We start from the raw sequence: 19,412 nt of genomic DNA on the forward strand, positions 1-19,412 counted from the left end.
TGTTATGATAAATGTACATGGTGTATTATTGGAGGAGTTGAATGATTCAGAATTGTATTTATTGCTCCATATTGCCAAACGATTGTCTATAAATAGTACCTGTTTCCCCAAAAACGAAACACTTTGCCATGATACCAAATGGAGTTTGAAGACCGTCCAGAAAGTAAAGCGTTCTTTGATTGAAAAGGGCTTTATTTCGGTAACTCCAAGGCAAAACGAGTTTGGCGCTCACCTGTCAAATATGTACAGAGTCGAAACCGATTTGATAGGCGTTTTTGTGAGCGTTCGAGGCATGGGCGATGCCTCCGAAATGGGTTATTTAGACACGGAGGGGGTGAGTAAAAATTACTCAGGGGGGGTAAGTAAAGTTTACTCAGGGGGGATAGGTAAAAGTTACTCAGGGGGGGTGAGTAAAGTTTACTCAGGGGGGATAGGTAAAAGTTACTCAGGGGGGGTGAGTAAAAATTACTCACTAGAAGTATTGACCAGTTTAAGTATTGACCAGTTTAAGGATAATAATAGTGTTGAAAAAAAATTTGAAAGTGAAAAATCAAGTTTTGAACCTTCTTTGCCTCCTCTGGTCGACGCTAAGAAAAAAGAAAAAAGTTGCGCCAAAAAAGAAAGTCTTGTGTTTGTGTTTCCCGATGGTTTTTCGGACGAAAGTAAACAGCTATTCATGGAGTTTGTGGAAATGCGTAAAAAGCTAAAGAAACCCATCAAAACCCAATTGGCTGTAGATATGCAGTTAGAGGCTTTGAGGCAATGTACAAGCGATGAGGTTAGAATCAATACGATAAAGGCAAGTTTAAAAAATGAGTGGCAAGGGCTATTTCCTGATAGATACGAGCCTACACCCCCGAAGCCTCCGAACCCTGAAGCCAAAGAGGGACGAATAAGCCAAATAAGCAATGCCGTTGATGAGGCGACACAAAGAAACCTAGAACGATTGAAACAAATTGGATTAGCATGATAGCAATAACCACAACCCACCGACCAAAAGCAAACATAGGTATCCTAGAACCCGAAGAACCTATAAAAGCCTTGACCCCATCCGAAAACGAAGTTAGGAGCGCTATGATACAAAGCGAAACTAACAAGCGATTGGGGGATATGTCAGCCCCCGAACTGTTAGCCCTGACAGCCCAAGTAATCAAAACGGCATACACACGCCTAGGATTAAAGCAGAATAGTTTGGATATGGACGATTTGCAACAAGTCATATTTTTTGATTTAAGAGGCTTTTTACACCTAAATAGCAATGAAGTACTATTTGCGCTAAAAAGTGGCTTAAATGGCGACTATTCGGGCGAAAACGGGGTATTTTTTAATAGTTCCAACTTTGTACAATGGATAAAGAAGTATATAAGTGGAAAAAGGAGGGAAGTTACAAGAAAATTAATTTTGCTGAAGGAGCGAACAGAACACGCCCCAACGCCTCCTCTTTCGGATGAGGAACTAAAAAAGAAATTGATAGAGGTAACTAATCAATATGCTGATATGATAGAGGAGAACCCAAAGTTTAAGTTTATCGCCCCTGTCTGGATGCTTTTTGAAGACTTGGAACGCCTAGGAGTTTGTAGTATTTCTAATGAGCAAAAACGGGCAATTTATGACCATGTGGCAGGATTGCCACAAAATAAGAGCTTATCACCTGACAGCCTAAAGAAACAAGCAAGAACCATAGCGTATTACAGAATATGTAAAGAGTTAGTAGAAACAAAGACAAGATTATTAAACCAAGGAATCACACTTAAACCAATTTAGAATCATGGTAACATTTACAGACAAAAGTATTATCGTGGAAATGCCTAGCAATAACCCTTTTGAGGATTATGTTAGTCTTTTGTGGGCATTATTTGAAGTGTCCAGTCAAGTAATTAGAAGCGCTGAGAACTACGGTAATATTGATTCATTTTACCCAATAGAATACTTTGTAAAAAGCCTCACTACACTAGATGGCAAACAATGTTGTAAAATGGATGAACTCATGAAGCAAGTATTTTTAAACCAAAAGCAATCCTAGTTTAAACCTCCACACTCTAAATACATGGTACAAATTACTAAAGATAGTATTGTAATTACTATCAAGTCCAAACATCCATTTAAAGACTGGTTAAGCCTAAAACAGTCTTTTGTTTATGCCAATATGTTTATAATGAATAGTAGTGATTTGCGCCCCTGTGATTATGACCTATATCCATTTAATCACATTCAAAACCTACTAAATGACCTTGATTCTACAATGACCCAAGATGAGGCGATACAGGCTATTTTATTACAAGAACAATAAACCATTTACAAGTATGATGTTTAGAAATCACAAATATGAAATATTGTCAAAAATAATAAAACCCAGAACACTAATTAGAATTGATTCTCAACCTTTGGTAAAAGGTAAAGTGGAGCTTGTATTCTTTATGGGTATTCGGATACTAAAGATTGTTGATTGGTCTTTGTACCCCAATAATAGTAGACACCGTGACATTTTTTTATTTGGTATTCGTATTTTAAGAAAGAATGTATTTCCCCCGTCTGGTATGTATGCTATTAGACCAAAGTAAATTAACATCCTTGATTATGAAATAGAAGCTATTAAAAGCCCTAAACTATCATGTTTGGGGCTTTTGCTTTGTATATAGATATGTGATATAGTGGAGGCTTCAGGGTGCTTGTTTAAATAGTGTTTAAATACCGTTTAATATTGCGATTTATTTAAACAAATTGTCATCAAATGTTTTAAGTATTTCCTCCTCCTCATCTTTGGTGTGAGCTATGTATCAATAACTCGAAGACAATAAAAAAGCAACCCTTTGGAGGTTGCTTTTACCACTATTTAAAGGATGATTAGGCTTTACCCTTCAAATACGATGCAAAATACATATTAGGACTAAAAAAACAAAGGACGGCTTTTAGTACCGTCCTTTGAGGTGGCGTTCAGAATACCTCACACCATTGCTAATAGATTAACCTTAGCCGCTATAAAGTTACATGAAAATTCAGTATGGTAAAATAGAAATGATTAGGAGGTGTTAAAGGTTATCAACCTGAAGGGTAATTTTTGGTAGTTAAAACAGAGGAGGCATAATTTTTTTTTACGATTTTTTGAGAAAAAAATAGAAATAGTCCCCGAAACCGTCCCCGAACAAAAAAGAAAAAGGGTAACTATCTGATAATCTGATAGTTACCCTTTCGAGTTGTAGCAGGAGCAGGACTCGAACCTGCGACCTTTGGGTTATGAGCCCAACGAGCTACCTACTGCTCCATCCTGCGGTGTTGTTGTGTTTGTTACTGGGTTGCAAAATTAGGGAGTTGAAACATGAAATGCAAACTATTGAGAAAGAAATTTTTAAAATTTTTAAAAATAATTTGTAATGACTTGTATTTCAATGTTTTGGAAATGTAAAAATTTTCAAGAAAAATGGTGTGTGTATCTCTATATTTCATAAAAGTCAAAAAAAGTAGGCTTCCTTGAAAACCTACTTTTTTGACTTTTATATAAATGTGTATCATGAAAATGAGCAAAAATCAGTTTTTAGAACATCCCTTTTGCCTTGCGTACATCTGGGTTTATCTTGTCACTTTCTACTAAGCCATCTCTCAAACGCAAAATTCGGTGCGCGTATTGAGCAATATCATCTTCGTGAGTTACCATTACAATCGTATTGCCTTTTGAGTGTAATTGGTCAAACAAGTCCATGATTTCGTAAGAGGTTTTACTATCAAGGTTACCTGTTGGCTCATCGGCGAGTAGGATAGAAGGGTCGTTGACCAAGGCTCTGGCGATAGCCACACGCTGGCGCTGACCGCCTGAAAGCTCATTAGGCTTGTGACCTGCACGGTTTTCTAAACCAACCCCTTTGAGAGCGAGCATCGCTTTTTCTATACGGTCGGCTTTGGAATAGCCTGCGTAAATCAATGGTAAAGCTACATTTTCAAGCGAGGACTGACGTGGCAATAGGTTAAAGGTTTGAAATACGAAACCAATTTCCTTGTTACGAACTGTTGCCAAAGCATCATCGCTCATTTTACTCACATCTTGTTCATTCAAAATATATTGTCCCGAAGTAGGTGTGTCCAAACAGCCAACAATGTTCATCAAGGTAGATTTGCCCGAACCTGAAGGTCCCATAAATGCTACATATTCACCTTTGTTGACAGAAATAGAAATCGATTTGAGTGCGTCGATTACCTCTTCGCCCATGATATAGCGCTTTGAAATATTGGTAGTTTCAATAATTTTCATGAATGTTTGAATGGTTAAAGTGAAAGTAAACTTCCTATGCAATGGGCAAAAGGAGACTTGAGCTTTTTTCCTAAAACAAACATACTTATTTATTGAAAACCTGCACTTTGTTTTTCGATAAGAGCGATTTTAGCTTGATATTGAGGCAGAAAACGCTGATAATCGGTAGGGAAGCGTTTTTGAAGATCTATCAAAGCATCTTTGGCATAAGGTTCCATTCCAATAGTAAGACATTGCAATATATACATTTGCCAAATGGCAGGATTATCTTTTCTCCATTTCAAGGCATTGTTTAGAATACGATGCGCTTCTTCTGGTTTTTTATTTTTGTTATAAAAAGTACTCACTTTTTCCAAGACCTTTTCATTGAGAGGATGCTGATAGATGGCTAATTGAGCTGCTTTTGCATCTACAATATTTTCGGAAAAATTATCGCTGGTACTCTCTTTTTTAACCAATGTATTTAACAAGACTTGGTAATATTGCGCTTTGTTAGAACTGGTATCTGAGCTTGCCCAAGCTTGTAATTGTTCAAAAGTAAGTTGCTTATCCCCCTTATAAAATTGTTGTAAAGCATGGGCAAATTCTAAGTCTTCTGAATATTGGTCATTTTCGGCTTTTTGAGCGAAGTCACGTAAATGAATCACAGCGCCAAGATTTTTCTGGAATAAAGCCGCATTGTAAATCCAAGCAAAAGTAGATACATCCAAGGCTTTTTGTTGGTTTGCTGAAACCTGGACTACTTCAGCTTGAGCTTGCGTACTTAGCTTAAGAGCAAGTGCGTTGGCCTGATAGCTTGGATAATCAATTGCTTTGAGCTGTTGCGTATATTCTTTTTGAGTAGCTAGTTTGCCATTTTTTGCCCAAAATGCTACCAAATTACTAGCAGTAATAGGGGAATTGTTAGAAAATTCCTGAGCTTTTTCTAAATAAATCAAACTGGAATCTAGTTGTTTTGCTCTGTTATAGAGATACGCTAAGTTTGTAAGAATTTCAGTGTTTTGAGGAAATTGCTTACTTGCTTCTTTAAGGGTAAACATAGCGTCAAAAAAGCGATCACGATCAGAGAAAGAACGTGCCAGCCCTTCGTAAGCATACGGAGATGGATTTTTGGCTAAAGCTCTTTTAAAATAGATAGCAGCTGTTTCATTATCGTTTTGTAAGAGTGCTAAGCTAGCCAAAGCATAGTTGGTTTTATGGTTGCGAAATTCGGCTCCTATGGCTTGTTTATAGGCCACCTCAGCAAAACGATAGTCTTGATTTGCTACCTGATGGTCACCCAATGAATTATAATACGATGCTATTGCCTGATTGAGTGTGTAGAAGGATTTCATCGAAAATAATGCCACCAAAATAATTAATGCCATGATACGAAATACATAGATAGGCAGACTTAGAGGCTTGTATAGTACCTTCGAAACAGGCAATCCTTGTTGGAAAAGTCCATAAAAATTGGATAGTACATACAATAAGAATAATAGGCCCATCACTAGATTAGAATAAGTGATAATATCCTCCCAAACTTCAATCATTGGGTCATTGGCAGTGGCGAAAGCATAAAAAATCCCAGATGTACTCAAAATTGCTAAACCAATATATATCAAGGCTGTAGCAAACTCATGATTGAGGACTTTGGCGGCTAAAATCATACGGTCTGTGATACTCCAAATCCCTAATACCGTGGATAATCCAAATAGCAAAAATGGATTGAGATAAAGCATATCCCAATCGATTACTTTGTTGTTGTGTAGGAAAATCAACAGTACATTGATCCAGTAAATCAGTGTAAGTACTACAAAATTGAGTAAATTTTGAGAGCCTTGAGCACGAGTACTGATAAAAACAAACCATTTAGGTACTTCATAAGCAATCCCAAATACAAAAAGAGCGCCTAAGATAAAAACTTGAGGAATGAGTTGAGTAGAAAAATGGGTAATTGCACTTAAGTAAGAAGATGTCTTGATTATAGCACCTCCAACAATTAACCAATAGACTAAAAAAGTCAGAAACCTTATTGCAGTAGAGGCATCGCGTTTGAAGGCATGGAAAAAGTAACTCAAGCCTACAAAACCAATAATTATACCGAATCCTACCCAATTTCCTGTACGATTGAGAAACAAATCCCATTGCAAGGTCATAAGCAAAAAGACACTTATACCTGTAAAGATGAGATACCAAGTACGAGAAATAAAGGTAATGCCAGTATAAATGAGCGAAAGTGCGACAATAGCTAAAATAGTAAAAATCCAAGAAGCTTCGATGTTGATACGCATCGTTGAAGCCAGAAATTGTTCACGAATAATATATGCTTTGCTTGGAATATGTAACATTCCATCAGCACTTTGGGCAGGGTCGAGACTGATAGTAATGTCGTCGAGTTCGCTTAGAATATCCCAATGAATGACATTTTCTAGATAATTGACATAGTAATAGGCCAAACCAACCAAGCTAGTCAGTAGAAGAGCGAGTGCAGAGAGAAAAAGCCACTGAGTATTTTTTTGCCAATGTTTCCAAAAAGCGAAAGAATGATTCATGAATTTGAGGGAATAAGATGATGCTAAACCACTACTGGTCGAATTAGTAGCGCAATAATACAACGAATTCTTTAGAACGTATACCTGAAAAATTGAGCTATTTAGTCAAATTCAATAAACGAGTAAGTTGAATTTGAATTGTTAGTTGAATTTTTTTTAGGAAAATTTCGAAAAAAAATCTCATTTCGAAAAGATGAAAATTTGCCTTAATTTTTTTTGTCAAATTCTGAAAAAAACGAATTATCTAAAACAAATAGATTTTTTTTGGAACATTGAAAAGGAAAAATATGGCAAAAGCAAGAGTGTGCTGTAGAAAAAGCAGGATGGCAATAAGAGCCAAACTAAATAAGATTCAACAAAACCTATACCTTTTCAGCAAAAAAACTGGTAAAAATCCAAAAACAACAATTGGTTATCTGAGATTTACAGAGTAATTTTGCGCTCCGAAACGGTATAGCAAATTCACACTTTGCTTAATCACTTGATAATCAGATAACAAAATCACAATACAAAATGGCAAATGCAGTCAATAAAGGAAAGGTTACGCAAGTAATCGGTCCGGTTGTAGACGTAAGCTTCGAAGGCGAAGGCTCTAAGCTTCCTGCAATCTTGAATGCCTTGGAGGTTCAGAAAGCCAACGGCACAAAAGTTATCCTTGAAGTACAACAACACTTAGGTGAAGACCGTGTACGTACAATCGCAATGGAAGGTACAGATGGTCTTCAGAGAGGTCAAGAAGTATTTGACTTAGGTCAACCTATTTCTGTTCCTACGGGCGATGCTATCAAAGGACGTTTGTTTAACGTAGTAGGTGAAGCAATCGATGGTATTCCTCAACCAGTATCTGCTACAAGATTGCCTATTCACCGTCATGCTCCTAAGTTTGAAGAATTAGCAACTTCTACTGAGGTTTTATTTACAGGTATCAAGGTAATTGACTTGCTTGCTCCTTATGTAAAAGGTGGTAAAATCGGTTTGTTCGGTGGTGCAGGTGTAGGTAAAACTGTATTGATCCAAGAACTTATCAACAACATCGCAAAAGCTTACGAAGGTCTTTCTGTATTTGCTGGTGTAGGTGAGCGTACTCGTGAGGGTAACGACTTGTTGCGTGAGATGATTGAATCAGGTATCGTGAAATACGGTGAAGCATTCAAACACTCTATGGAAGAAGGCGGATGGGACTTGAGCAAAGTAGATGAAGATGCTTTGAAAGAATCACAAGCTACCTTTATCTTCGGTCAAATGAACGAGCCTCCAGGTGCACGTGCTCGTGTTGCTTTGTCAGGTTTGACAGTTGCTGAATACTTCCGTGATGGTGATGGCGAAGGCAAAGGACGTGATATCCTTTTCTTTATCGACAACATCTTCCGTTTTACTCAGGCGGGTTCTGAGGTATCTGCCCTTTTGGGTCGTATGCCTTCAGCCGTAGGTTACCAACCAACATTGGCAACTGAAATGGGTGCGATGCAAGAGCGTATTGCTTCAACAAAACGTGGTTCAATTACTTCAGTACAAGCGGTATATGTACCTGCCGATGACTTAACTGACCCTGCTCCTGCAACAACATTTACCCACTTAGATGCTACTACGGTATTGTCTCGTAAAATTGCTGAGTTAGGTATCTATCCTGCAGTAGACCCATTGGATTCTACTTCTCGTATTCTTTCTGCTGACGTATTGGGTGACAAACACTACAATACCGCTCAACGTGTGAAAGAAATCTTACAACGTTACAAAGAATTACAAGATATCATCGCTATCCTTGGTTTGGACGAATTGTCTGAAGAAGATAGATTGGTTGTATCTCGTGCTCGTCGTGTACAACGTTTCTTGTCTCAACCATTCTTCGTAGCTGAACAATTTACAGGCTTGAAGGGTGCGTTGGTAGACATCAACGATACGATCAAAGGTTTCAACGAAATCATTGATGGTTTGTATGACCACTTGCCAGAAGCTGCATTCAACTTGGTAGGTACTATCGAAGATGCAGTTGCTAAAGGTGAGAAATTGTTGGCAGACGCAGCTAAATAATTTGGAAATTTGAAAATGTGTCAGTTTGAGCAGAATTGACACATTTTTGATTTGAATTCTTTTCAAATTTTCAGGTTCTCAAATTTTCAAATTCTTATAGAAATGAACTTACAAATTATTACTCCGGATAAGACGGTTTTCTCTGGTGAAGTATCAGTGGTAACCTTGCCTGGAACTAATGGTTCTTTCCAAATTTTGAAAGACCACGCCCCAATCGTTTCTACGTTGGGTAAAGGCACTTTGATGGCTGATAAGCAAGAATTTACAATCGACGGCGGAGTGGTTGAAGTAGTTAACAACAAAGTGCTAGTTTTGGCCGAAGCTGTTTTGTAATTTGCTTTACAATGCCTTCTTCAAAAGCGATACAGTCTGACTGTGTCGCTTTTTGTTTTTTATATGTTTCTACAGTTATTTATTTCTTCCCAAATCTAAACTCCCTTTTTCTTCGTAGATATTTTCAGAACACTTCAGATAAGTAAAAAAAGTTAGCTGTTATTAGTGTATTAGTTATTTTAGAATGCTTGCATAATTATCTGAAGAATACTACCAAAATATGCCGCAGATATACTGTTAATTTAATCTTTTTTGCCGTATGGAAGTAACCAATCCATGAATAAATGATTACTATATCTCAAGCTTTTAGTCAATTTTTATCTGGAGTCTTAGCGTGTTGTTGTTGTTTTGAGGCTTTTACTCCTGTTAAGAAAACCATTCTTAGTTCTTAAAATTTGAATCCTTTATTGTAAAAATATTGGTGATGCTCCTTTGCATTCACCCTGATACTTTATTGTCCTTATTTACTAACCTTATTTTGTTTTATGTGGTATAATTCATTGCTCGAAAAAGATTTATTGCCCGATTTTTTAATTCGTTATGGCATTCGACAATTGGTCGAACAGCGTTTGAAAGATGAAAATAAAGGCGAAACAGAATTGCAACATCAACATTTTCTGAATCTCCTTGAGGAGCTTCGTAACTCGCCTATTGCTATCAATACAGCAGAAGCAAACGAACAGCACTATGAAGTGCCAACCCAATTCTATCAGTATTGCTTAGGGAAGCATCTCAAATATTCTTGTGGTTATTGGAAAGAAGGGGTAACCGATTTGGATACTTCCGAAGCTGACATGCTCGAACTGACTTGTCAGCGTGCCGAATTAGCCAATGGACAGGATGTGCTCGAATTGGGATGTGGATGGGGCTCACTGTCATTGTATATGGCTGCTAAATATCCTGCAAGCCGTTTTACAGTAGTATCAAATTCCAAAACACAGAAGGCTCATATCGACGAACAAGCGCGTCAAAGAGGCATTGTAAACCTTCAAGTAGTTACTTCAGACATCAATGTGTTTGATACTCATAAGGAACATTATGACCGTGTAGTATCTGTCGAAATGTTTGAACACATGCGTAACTACAGACTTTTACTACAGAAAATATCGTCATTCTTGAAGCCCTCAGGAAAACTCTTTGTCCACATTTTTACGCATAAAGAATATGCCTATAAGTTTGAAGTAATTGACGAGTCCGACTGGATGAGTAAATACTTCTTCACAGGAGGTATTATGCCAAGCGACCATTTGTTATTTTACTTCAATGACCATCTTTCGGTAGATAAGCATTGGCATGTGAATGGTACGCATTATGGCAAAACATCAGAAGCATGGCTACAAAAAATGGATGCTCATAAAGCACAAATTATGCCTTTGTTTGAGCAAACCTATGGGAAAGACCAAGCGGTGAAATGGTGGGTATATTGGCGTTTATTTTATTTGGCTTGTGCCGAATTGTTTGCCTACAACGGCGGTAATGAGTGGATGATTAGTCATTATTTATTCAAGAAAAACTAGATGGAAAAAATAGCAATCATAGGAACTGGCATTGCTGGGATGGGATGCGGTCATTTTCTCCATCAGGATTATGATATTTCTCTTTTTGAACAAAATAACTATATCGGCGGGCATACCAATACCGTGACCGTCGATGAGGAAGGTACTCCTGTACATATCGACACAGGATTTATGGTCTTTAACTTTCAGACCTATCCAAATTTGTGTAAACTTTTTGATGAAATAAAAGCTCCTATCAAAAAGACAGATATGTCTTTTAGTGTGCAACACGTACCTTCTCAGCTAGAGTATTGTGGCTCAGGACTAAATGGCTTGTTTGCGCAGAGAAAACAGATTTTTTCGTTGAAACACTGGAAAATGCTTTTGCAAATCGGTCGTTTCAATGAACAATCTATCAAGATTTTGGACGACCCCAAATACCAGAACCATACCCTAGGTGAATATATCCGTGAATTTGGTTTTGGCGAGGATATGCTCTGGAAATACCTTGTGCCTATGAGCTCGGCGGTGTGGTCGACACCTATGGAATTGATGCTCGATTTCCCTGCTGTTTCCCTGATTCGATTCTTTTATAATCATGGTTTTTTGGGACTCAACACGCAACATCAGTGGTACACGCTCGATGGCGGAAGCCGTATGTATCGAGATATTTTGATAAAACCTTTTCAAGAAAAAATACAGATAGGTCGTGCTGCGGTAAGTGTCAAAAAAGAAGCAAATGGCGTGAGCGTGTTGCTTAGTGATGGCACAACTGAGCTTTTTGATAAAGTCATCATTGCCACTCATGGCGACCAAGCGTTGGGCTTGCTCGAAGAGCCCTCTGTTTTACAAGATAAATTGTTATCCAAGTTTAAGTACCAGAAAAATATTGCAACGCTACATACCGACGAGTCTATTATGCCTCAAAATCGCTTGACTTGGAGTAGTTGGAATTATCGGATTGAGTCAACCGAAAAAGGTTTGCAGCCTTCAATTATTTATTGGATGAATCAGTTGCAGGGCGTTTCTAAGAAGAAAAACTACTTTGTTTCGATTAACGCTCAGCCCAATATCAATCCTTCCAAGATATTGAAAGTGATAGAATATGAGCACCCATTGTTTGATGTTCCAGCTATGCAAGCACAGCAACAATTGCATTTGCTGAATACCGAAGGAGGTATTTATTTCTGTGGAAGTTATTTCAAATATGGCTTCCATGAAGATGCTTTTACTTCTGCGGTGAACTTATGTAGAACGCTTACGGGCAAAAATATTTATGGCTCATGAAATCCTGTATCTATGAATGTAAGGTAATGCACCAGCGAAGTGAGCCCATCAAACATGGATTCACGTATAAGCTGTTTATGTTTTACCTTGATTTAGATGAACTTGATATCATTCCAAAACATGTGAAATGGATTAGTCGAAATCGTTGGAATGTATTTAGTTTTTTTGATAAAAATCATTTGCAGTACCCAAAAGAAAAGCCTGAAACTAATAAAGATGTCAAGGAGCAAATCTTGACGTACTTGCATGCCCAAGGAATAGATTTGAAAGGTGGAAAAATCATGCTTTTGACCCACCTTACTACATGGGGATATCAGTTCAATCCTGTATCATTTTATTACTGTTTTGATGAAAAAAAACACCCTGTATGTGTAGTTGCGGAGGTGAGTAATACATTCAGAGAAATGAAGCCCTATTTGATTCAGTCTTTTCTGGAAAAGGAAGAACGCTTCGAGCATCGAGAAATCAAGCATTTTTATGTGTCGCCTTTCATTGATATGGACGCCGAATTTGACTTCAAACTTCGTATACCCAATGAGTCGTTGCATATCAAGATAGATGATTTTAAAGCAGATCGATCCTTTTTCAAAAGTACGCTTTGGGGTAAAAAGAAGCCACTAACCAATGCCAATGTCGCTTGGTATGCGATTCGATTTCCGATGATTACCCTTCGTATTATGTGGCTCATTCATTGGAATGCTTTTGTATTGTGGCTGAAACGGCTTCCGTTTTATGCCAAAAAATCGCATCCAGAGCTTCAAAGAGACATATATAGACCCCTTTCTCACTAACCATAAATCCTTATTTTGTTATGACAACAACTTTGAAAAATACACAGCGTACCAAACCTAGTTTTTATCAAAAAGCGATTTTGGATGTTTTGCAAAAAATGACCTTGGGTAAATTACAAGTGACATTACCAAGTGGAGAAGTGTTATTTTTTGGAAACACGCAGGTCTTTCCAACAGCTAAAATTGAGATTAAAGACGAACGATTTTTTAAGCATATCATGCTTTACGGAGATATTGGTTTTGGCGAAGCCTACGTAATGGGTTTTTGGGATACCAATAATATTACGCAGGTAATTCGTTGGTTTTTGGATAACCTCGAAAATGTCCCTGTTATTTCTGGTAATAAAACCCAAAACTGGCTTTTGAACCTACTCAAGTTGAGTAATAAAATCTATCATTTAGGGCGTGCGAATAGCTTGGATGGTTCTAGAAAGAATATATCCGAACATTATGATTTGAATAATGATTTTTTTGCGCTGTTTCTTGACCCTTCTATGACGTATTCGAGTGCTTATTTTAAAGAAAAAGGCTTGTCATTAGAAGAGGCTCAACTCGAAAAGTATGAACGTTTGTGCCGTCAGTTGCATCTCAAATCTACCGACCATGTACTCGAAATTGGAAGTGGTTGGGGCGCTAATGCTATCTACATGGCCAAAAATTATGGTTGTAGAGTTACTTCTGTAACTATCTCGGAAGAGCAACATAAGCTGGCGACTGAGCGAGTAAAAGCCGAGGGCTTGAGCGATAGAGTCGAGATTTTGTTGAAAGATTACCGCCTGATTACAGGAAAATTCGACAAGATTGTTTCCATCGAAATGCTAGAAGCAGTTGGGCATGAATTTTTGCCAGTCTATTTTGCTAAATGCAACGAACTCCTCAAAAAAGATGGTATTCTGGCTTTTCAAGTAATCACCAGTCCAGATTCTCGCTATAGTTCTTTAAGAAAAGGCGTGGATTGGATTCAGAAATATATATTCCCTGGTTCGTTGTTGCCTTCGGTAGGAGCTATTAATCAGGCTATCAACAAAACTAGTGATTTTACTATGGTCAACCTCAAAGATATGGGTTTGGATTATGCCTATACTTTGAAATTGTGGTATGACCAGTTTCATCAAAATATTCAACAAGTCAAGGCGCTAGGCTTTGATGATACGTTTATTCGTAAGTGGAGTTATTATCTGAATTATTGCGAGGCTGCCTTTGCCAGCCGTAATATTCATGTAATGCAATTGACCTATACACGACCGAATAATACCACTCGATAAGTTTTTCGTACCTATATCGTTAACTCTCAAAACAAGCCTGTATTTTTGGCGAAGTATTCTTTGGGTAGAAGTAATTGACAGCGTTTTAATATGAAGTCACTTACTTTTACTCAAAGATTTTTTGCTGTTATCCTATCATAAAACAGGAATATGTATAAGATAGAAATACCTGTGTTTTGAGAAAAATGAAATTTCCCTTCTATTGCTTTTTGTTATTACTAACATTTGTTTGGGCTTGTAACTCTTCGGAGCCTCCCAAGCAAATCACGCCAGCTTTTTATTATTGGAAAACCGTTTTTAAGTTGTCCAATGATGAAGCGCAAATCCTTACAGATAATCATATTCAAAAGTTATATGTCAAGTATTTTGATGTGGATTTGGATGAGCGTACCGCAAAGCCAACTTTCAAAGCCGTATTGATACCCAAGCAAAAAGTACCTCAAGGAATGAGTGTTGTACCCGTGGTATATCTGACCAATCAAACCTTGAAATGGCTTGAACCGCGTTATTTGGAAGATTTTGCTGAAAAAATAGTAGATAAAATAGAGGTTATTCATCAGGGTTGGATAGGCGAATCTGTCGGGAATAATGAAATTCAAATAGATTGCGACTGGACTTTATCTACCAAGAAAAAATATTTTACTCTATTAACGATTCTTCGTAAGAAGTATCCTCATATCAGCGTTACGATTAGGTTGCATCAAGTTAAATTTTCAGAAAAAACAGGCGTACCTCCTGTCGAACGAGGTATGTTGATGTGCTATAATATGGCAGATTGGAAAAATGAAAAAACGGCAAATTCAATTTTTACGCCCGACGTCCTAAGCCAATATATCGGCGAATTGTCTGAATATCCTTTGCCTTTGGATTTGGTAATGCCTGCCTTTCATTGGACTGTAGGGTATCGAAATCATCAATTTCAGTATTTTTTGAATGCCGTCAGTTCCAAGGATTTTAGTAGTATATCTTTATTTGAACAAGATAAAAATCGGTTTATCGCACAGCGAGATACCACTTTATGGGGTATAGGAATTCGAAAAGGAGATGTCTTCCGAACCGAAGAAGTGGCTTATGATGACCTCTCAAAAGGTTGTCGATTGATAAAGAAGAAAATATCAAATCAAAAACTTACATTTGCCTTATATCATTTGGATTCCGAAAGTCTCAAAACTTATACACATGAACAAATTAAAGAACTATATCAACCTGAGTAAAAAGTCTGTTGCCTCGCTTGTAATTTTTACCATTTTAGCTTGTGGTCCTGGCATGGTAGATTACGATGAATTTATGGGTTTTTTCATGCCTGAATCTGCTACCGTAAAGAGAGGTGATTTAAAATATGCGTATTCGTCTCAGTTTTTTTATAATGATTATGACGATTATAACGTCGGCAATGAAGATACTATTGACCACGAAAAACCGCTCAATATCTCAGCTTGGAGCAAATATGTAGGAGGGAAGGTATCGAAAAAACAAATTGAACAGTCTCTTTACGGAACGTCTTCAGCATTGCAAGATTGGTTGGCAAGTCATCAAAAAGCTGAGGCTGCCGATTATATTACATTTGTACGTGGCATTGACCAAGCGTATAAGCGTGAAACGGTTGATTATTTTACAGAAACTAAAGTAGATACGGTTGCTTTAGTCGAGTTATTTACAAATGCCAAAGTCGCATTGCCCCAATTGAAAGATGAGTTTGTGAAAGAACGATACGCTTTCCAAACAATCAAGTTGGCAATGATGAACGACCAACCGCAAGAGGCCTTGCAAGTATATGATGCAGCGATAAAACCTTTGAAGAAAAAGACCTATATCTCCGACTGGGCCTTATCTCGCAAGGCTGGCGCACTCATTGCTTTGGGCGATTCGGTACAGGCGTATTACGATTTTGCTCAAGTATTTGACCGTTGTCCAAGTCGTCGCCATGCGGCAGACTTAAGTATTCGCTCAAGAGGAATAGGATTTCAGGAAGGGGCTGTTGCCTTGTGTAAAAATAGCCATGAAAAAGCAGCTGTATATGCTTTCGCAGCAATCAAACCTAGTGAAGAAGGGTTGAAGTTTTTGGAAAAAATGGTTGATTTAGACCCAACACATCCTTTGATAGAGCTCGTGATGTCACGAGAAATCAACAAGAATGAAGCGCTTTACTACAAGCAAGTAGACTATTGGATGGGCGAACCTGATGCTAATAAAGAAAAAGAAAATCACGATAAGGCTATTCCATATTGGCAAAAACTAAAAGATTTTGCCACAGCTTGTTCTACTAATCCACAAGTTCCTAAGACGGGTTTTTGGTTGGGAGCCTTATCTTATTTGGAATATATAGAAAAGAATTTTGATAAGTCTGCTGAATATTTGGCTGAAGCAAAATTAGTGGTTAAGCCAAATACTGGTTTGAGTAAGCAATTGGAAATCCAAGAATTGTTGTTGCTAAGTAATAAATCACCTAAAATTACCCCAGAATTAGAAGACGAAATTACACCAGTATTGGCATCATTTGGCAAGCCGAAAGATTTTCGCATGAGCAATGCTTTAGCAGAAGCTTCAAAGCAATTGATAGCACGTTATTATGGTCGTTTGCCACACGAGAAGGAAGAAAAACAAGGCTGGTTGGCTAGTTGTATGAATAAGAAAAGCGAACCCGAAAAGGTTACGATTCCTTATCCCAAAGCCAAGGCATATTTGTTGGCTGCATTGACCAGCTACCAAACAAATTCTGGTAATGAGTATGGAGGATATATGTCGCAAACCGATATGTATGCCATCGAAGACACCACCGAATCCAAAACCATTGAACAAGTAATTGCCTATTTTCAAGAGTCAAAAAAATCAGCTTATGATTCTTTGCTTCAATCGATGACAGGTTTTAGTCAAGATCATTTGTATGTATTGTTGGGTCGCCGTGCCTTGTCGGAGCATGATTATGCTAAAGCAACTAAGGCATTTGAAAAAGTAGCACCAGAGGTATGGCGTCAGGAGCCTTGGAAGAGCTATTTCAACGAAGATCCTTTCTTTATGACTACGACTAATAAAGAAAAACGTAGTACTTACACTCCAGTAGCTTTTGCACAAAAAATGCAAGAGTTGGCTAGTCGTTTGTCAGATAATCCTAACGATTTTGAGGCGGCTTATTTATTGGGTTGTGGAGCGTACAGTATGTCGTATCAAGGTAACTCGTGGGTGCTATTACGTCGCGAATGGAGTACAGGCGAAGTTAATGGATATGTGCAGAAAGATTATGAGACCGATTATTATTTGGCAACTAAAGCAAAAAGTTATTTTGAAACAGCCTTAAAAAGCCCTGATGCTGAGCTTGCAGCTAAGGCAGCATTCGGTGCTGCTAAATGTGAAAATGCAGCCTTCTTTGTCCATGCCAATAGCCAGTCTGGTGAAGAAGATTACACCGTATTTGAGGCCAGAATTGCTAAAGATAAGGCTCGTGATTACGAACACTATTTTACCCTTTTAAAAGAAAAATATAAGAATACTAAGTTCCAGAAGTCCTTAATTCGTGAGTGCTCAGATTATAGCACTTTTGTGAAAGTCAAGAAGTAATAGTTCTTTAAACGTCGGCTAGTCAAAGAGATAGAATACCTATTCAGTTTGATAAGCAGGCTCTTTTTTGTATTTTTACCGTCAAGAATTAACACAAAAAACAATGAAAAAAATATTTCTCTTCGTAGTACTGGTATTTTCTTTAACTAGTTGTCAAAAGACTGTTTATTTAACAGGAAGCTTGATGCACACCTTACAAGAAAACGAACTGGATTTAGCTAAAATACAATTCTACAATGATAATCCATTAGTTCTGGAGAGAGAGGTGCCTTCTTCTAACGCCAATATCAAATCTGGTAAGGTATTCTTCAAAAATGGGCGATATATCAATCGCATATCTTTGGATAAAAATACACCAGGGATGGTTCAGCGCGAAGAAAATGGTTCTTTGTTAATTACATTCGAACAAACTTCTGATGGAGAAAACTGGTTGCGTTTTGGGGCTGTTCCTGGAGAAAAAGGTGAATATTTTTATCAGTTGATTGACCAGAAGGGAAGTCCAAGTTTTTCAAGAATTGATTACGAAGGAAACATGTATTTAGTGATATTTCCAACTCGTGTAAGATTACTTCTTTCTAAGAGTGTATTAACTAATTTGAAAGTGAAAGAAAGACACATGAAAGGTGTCCGTGTAAAATAAATTGTGATTTCAGTTCACAAAAAAAGAGGCTTCGAAAGAGCCTCTTTTTTTTTATCCATTGAAATAGAGCACTTAACCATTGAAAGACTCAGTAATGTAAAATATAGTATTTTTTTGATTTTCAGGAGGTAAGTGGCGTGAAATTTGATTCAAATAAGGTATCCGCCGTAAACCAACTAATCATTTATAAACTTGTATGAAATATACATTTTGGCTCAATTTATGCGTTTTGACAAGCGCTGTGATTAATCTATCTTTTGTTGCTCCATTACCATATCATCCCAAAAATAAAGTGAAGCAACTGGTCTATGACAAAGAAGTTGTATTTCTCTTAAAATCTCACGATGATAATAACGTCCCTAAGTCATCATTACGAGGTAGAGCTGTAGGTCTTTCTAATGAACTTATTAACCTTAAGACTATTCTGGAAAATGACCAAGTAAAGTTTACTTGGACTGCCGAAACCAACGAAGTAAAGCGATATATCCTTCAATCAAGCTCTGATTTGGAATCTTATGTAGATATTGCTGAAATTAAGGGAGGGAAAAATAATGAATTACTTACTTATACACATGAGATTCACTCACAGGAAGCTGCTAAGTTTTATCGTATTCTTGCCGTAAAATCAGATAAAAATATCCAAGTATATGCCCCTATGGCTATCTATCGTCCTGATTTTAAAGGCGTAACAATTCATAGTGACGAGCAATCAGATATGATTAGAGTAAAACAAGATGATGTTGATACAGCCGAAATTTTAGTAAGTACAGCTTCAGGGATGGGTGTACCATGCCAAGTAATAGTAAAAAGTAGCTCTGAAGCAATTTTATGGCCTAGTTACGAATTATCTAATGGAGAATATAGTGTACGTTTGCGCACAACAAAAGGCGAACGAAAATTCAGATTACTTGTAGCCAAACCAGACAAGATGTTTTAATATCAACTAACCCTAAATAAATTCAGTAAAAAAGGATAGTCAAAACGATTATCCTTTTTTTATAAATAAATATATTGTTATGCTTGCATAATAATATATTCTTGCACAAATTTACATTTATATTAGTATGCTTAGCATACCTTTTACTAACTGTAGTAATAGCCTAAGATATATAAACCACTTAAACTCTATTCACTCGTATCCGCGACAATTTTACAGTTAGATTCTTGCCTCTCGCCCTATAGTAAGTACTAATGCAGAGCTGTGAGTTATGATCTTAAAATGCTTAATCTCAGAAAC

The 19,412-nt window shown here is 37.4% G+C and carries 16 protein-coding genes and 1 tRNA gene; 14 read left to right on the forward strand and 3 right to left on the reverse strand.

The features are described from left to right. Positions 1-4 precede the first annotated feature (4 nt). Genes GVN22_RS03915 through GVN22_RS03930 form a run of 4 tightly spaced genes read left to right on the forward strand, consistent with a single transcriptional unit; the run spans position 5 to position 2,290 of the window. Positions 5-970: a helix-turn-helix domain-containing protein gene (locus GVN22_RS03915; RefSeq protein ID WP_166549746.1), complete on the forward strand. Its 966-nt coding sequence runs from the start codon at positions 5-7 to the stop codon at positions 968-970. Further along, on the forward strand, positions 967-1,764 hold the full coding sequence (locus GVN22_RS03920; protein WP_166549747.1) for a hypothetical protein: 798 nt from the start codon (positions 967-969) through the stop codon (positions 1,762-1,764). The genes GVN22_RS03915 and GVN22_RS03920 overlap by 4 nt, the downstream gene beginning before the upstream one ends. A gap of 4 nt (positions 1,765-1,768) precedes the next feature. Further along, positions 1,769-2,023, forward strand: a complete 255-nt coding sequence (locus tag GVN22_RS03925) for a hypothetical protein (RefSeq protein ID WP_166549748.1) — start codon at positions 1,769-1,771, stop codon at positions 2,021-2,023. Between the two features lie 24 nt (positions 2,024-2,047). Further along, on the forward strand, positions 2,048-2,290 hold the full coding sequence (locus GVN22_RS03930) for a hypothetical protein (RefSeq protein WP_166549749.1): 243 nt from the start codon (positions 2,048-2,050) through the stop codon (positions 2,288-2,290). A 907-nt stretch (positions 2,291-3,197) separates the two neighbouring features. On the opposite strand, the gene GVN22_RS03935 is transcribed toward GVN22_RS03930, so the two are convergent. The 3 genes from GVN22_RS03935 to GVN22_RS03945 all read right to left on the reverse strand — a co-directional run bounded on the left by GVN22_RS03935 (position 3,198) and on the right by GVN22_RS03945 (position 6,777). Next, positions 3,198-3,270: transfer RNA gene (locus GVN22_RS03935), tRNA-Met, on the reverse strand. Positions 3,271-3,532: 262 nt separating this feature from the next. Beyond that, positions 3,533-4,243, reverse strand: coding sequence for an ABC transporter ATP-binding protein (locus tag GVN22_RS03940; RefSeq protein WP_166549750.1), 711 nt, complete (start codon positions 4,241-4,243; stop codon positions 3,533-3,535). An 89-nt stretch (positions 4,244-4,332) separates the two neighbouring features. After that, positions 4,333-6,777 (reverse strand): tetratricopeptide repeat protein, encoded by a 2,445-nt coding sequence (locus GVN22_RS03945; protein ID WP_166549751.1) that lies wholly within the window; start codon positions 6,775-6,777, stop codon positions 4,333-4,335. A gap of 513 nt (positions 6,778-7,290) precedes the next feature. Here GVN22_RS03945 and atpD point away from each other — a divergent pair. The 10 genes from atpD (at position 7,291) to GVN22_RS03995 (ending at position 19,112) form a co-directional block, all read left to right on the forward strand. Continuing rightward, entirely contained in the window at positions 7,291-8,808 is a 1,518-nt protein-coding gene (gene atpD, locus GVN22_RS03950) for a F0F1 ATP synthase subunit beta (protein WP_166549752.1), read from the forward strand. A gap of 102 nt (positions 8,809-8,910) precedes the next feature. Next, a complete protein-coding gene (atpC, locus tag GVN22_RS03955; RefSeq protein WP_095160701.1) occupies positions 8,911-9,141 on the forward strand; it encodes an ATP synthase F1 subunit epsilon in 231 nt (76 codons plus the stop codon). A 485-nt stretch (positions 9,142-9,626) separates the two neighbouring features. Then, positions 9,627-10,658 carry a cyclopropane-fatty-acyl-phospholipid synthase family protein gene (locus tag GVN22_RS03960; RefSeq protein WP_166549753.1) on the forward strand — a complete coding sequence of 344 codons (1,032 nt, stop codon included), beginning with the start codon at positions 9,627-9,629 and terminating at the stop codon, positions 10,656-10,658. After that, positions 10,659-11,924 carry an NAD(P)/FAD-dependent oxidoreductase gene (locus GVN22_RS03965; RefSeq protein ID WP_166549754.1) on the forward strand — a complete coding sequence of 422 codons (1,266 nt, stop codon included), beginning with the start codon at positions 10,659-10,661 and terminating at the stop codon, positions 11,922-11,924. It abuts the gene before it with no gap. Beyond that, the gene (locus tag GVN22_RS03970) at positions 11,921-12,715 is read left to right on the forward strand and encodes a DUF1365 domain-containing protein (RefSeq protein WP_166549755.1); all 795 of its coding nucleotides are present in this window, start codon (positions 11,921-11,923) and stop codon (positions 12,713-12,715) included. Before GVN22_RS03965 ends, GVN22_RS03970 begins: the two co-directional genes overlap by 4 nt. A gap of 20 nt (positions 12,716-12,735) precedes the next feature. Further along, on the forward strand, positions 12,736-13,980 hold the full coding sequence (locus tag GVN22_RS03975) for a cyclopropane-fatty-acyl-phospholipid synthase family protein (RefSeq protein ID WP_166549756.1): 1,245 nt from the start codon (positions 12,736-12,738) through the stop codon (positions 13,978-13,980). Between the two features lie 185 nt (positions 13,981-14,165). Then, entirely contained in the window at positions 14,166-15,194 is a 1,029-nt protein-coding gene (locus tag GVN22_RS03980; protein WP_166549757.1) for a hypothetical protein, read from the forward strand. Next, the gene (locus GVN22_RS03985; protein WP_166549758.1) at positions 15,160-17,535 is read left to right on the forward strand and encodes a hypothetical protein; all 2,376 of its coding nucleotides are present in this window, start codon (positions 15,160-15,162) and stop codon (positions 17,533-17,535) included. Before GVN22_RS03980 ends, GVN22_RS03985 begins: the two co-directional genes overlap by 35 nt. Before the next feature lie 103 nt (positions 17,536-17,638). Further along, complete coding sequence (locus GVN22_RS03990) at positions 17,639-18,175, forward strand: hypothetical protein (RefSeq protein ID WP_166549759.1); 537 nt, start codon at positions 17,639-17,641, stop codon at positions 18,173-18,175. Positions 18,176-18,371: 196 nt separating this feature from the next. Next, complete coding sequence (locus tag GVN22_RS03995) at positions 18,372-19,112, forward strand: hypothetical protein (protein ID WP_166549760.1); 741 nt, start codon at positions 18,372-18,374, stop codon at positions 19,110-19,112. Positions 19,113-19,412 lie beyond the last annotated feature (300 nt).

Origin of the sequence: Cellulophaga sp. BC115SP (assembly GCF_009905545.1) — a bacterium.
GTDB classification, from domain to species: domain Bacteria; phylum Bacteroidota; class Bacteroidia; order Cytophagales; family Spirosomataceae; genus Flectobacillus; species Flectobacillus rivi.

Coding starts and splice junctions, on each gene's coding strand:
- GVN22_RS03915 (WP_166549746.1), top strand. CDS start 5: ATGATAAATGTACATGGTGTATTATTGGAGGAGTTGAATGATTCAGAA.
- GVN22_RS03965 (WP_166549754.1), top strand. CDS start 10,659: ATGGAAAAAATAGCAATCATAGGAACTGGCATTGCTGGGATGGGATGC.
- GVN22_RS03940 (WP_166549750.1), bottom strand. CDS start 4,243: ATGAAAATTATTGAAACTACCAATATTTCAAAGCGCTATATCATGGGC.
- GVN22_RS03945 (WP_166549751.1), bottom strand. CDS start 6,777: ATGAATCATTCTTTCGCTTTTTGGAAACATTGGCAAAAAAATACTCAG.
- GVN22_RS03960 (WP_166549753.1), top strand. CDS start 9,627: ATGTGGTATAATTCATTGCTCGAAAAAGATTTATTGCCCGATTTTTTA.
- GVN22_RS03920 (WP_166549747.1), top strand. CDS start 967: ATGATAGCAATAACCACAACCCACCGACCAAAAGCAAACATAGGTATC.
- GVN22_RS03995 (WP_166549760.1), top strand. CDS start 18,372: ATGAAATATACATTTTGGCTCAATTTATGCGTTTTGACAAGCGCTGTG.
- GVN22_RS03930 (WP_166549749.1), top strand. CDS start 2,048: ATGGTACAAATTACTAAAGATAGTATTGTAATTACTATCAAGTCCAAA.
- GVN22_RS03980 (WP_166549757.1), top strand. CDS start 14,166: ATGAAATTTCCCTTCTATTGCTTTTTGTTATTACTAACATTTGTTTGG.
- GVN22_RS03990 (WP_166549759.1), top strand. CDS start 17,639: ATGAAAAAAATATTTCTCTTCGTAGTACTGGTATTTTCTTTAACTAGT.
- GVN22_RS03970 (WP_166549755.1), top strand. CDS start 11,921: ATGAAATCCTGTATCTATGAATGTAAGGTAATGCACCAGCGAAGTGAG.
- GVN22_RS03985 (WP_166549758.1), top strand. CDS start 15,160: ATGAACAAATTAAAGAACTATATCAACCTGAGTAAAAAGTCTGTTGCC.
- GVN22_RS03925 (WP_166549748.1), top strand. CDS start 1,769: ATGGTAACATTTACAGACAAAAGTATTATCGTGGAAATGCCTAGCAAT.
- atpD (WP_166549752.1), top strand. CDS start 7,291: ATGGCAAATGCAGTCAATAAAGGAAAGGTTACGCAAGTAATCGGTCCG.
- GVN22_RS03975 (WP_166549756.1), top strand. CDS start 12,736: ATGACAACAACTTTGAAAAATACACAGCGTACCAAACCTAGTTTTTAT.
- atpC (WP_095160701.1), top strand. CDS start 8,911: ATGAACTTACAAATTATTACTCCGGATAAGACGGTTTTCTCTGGTGAA.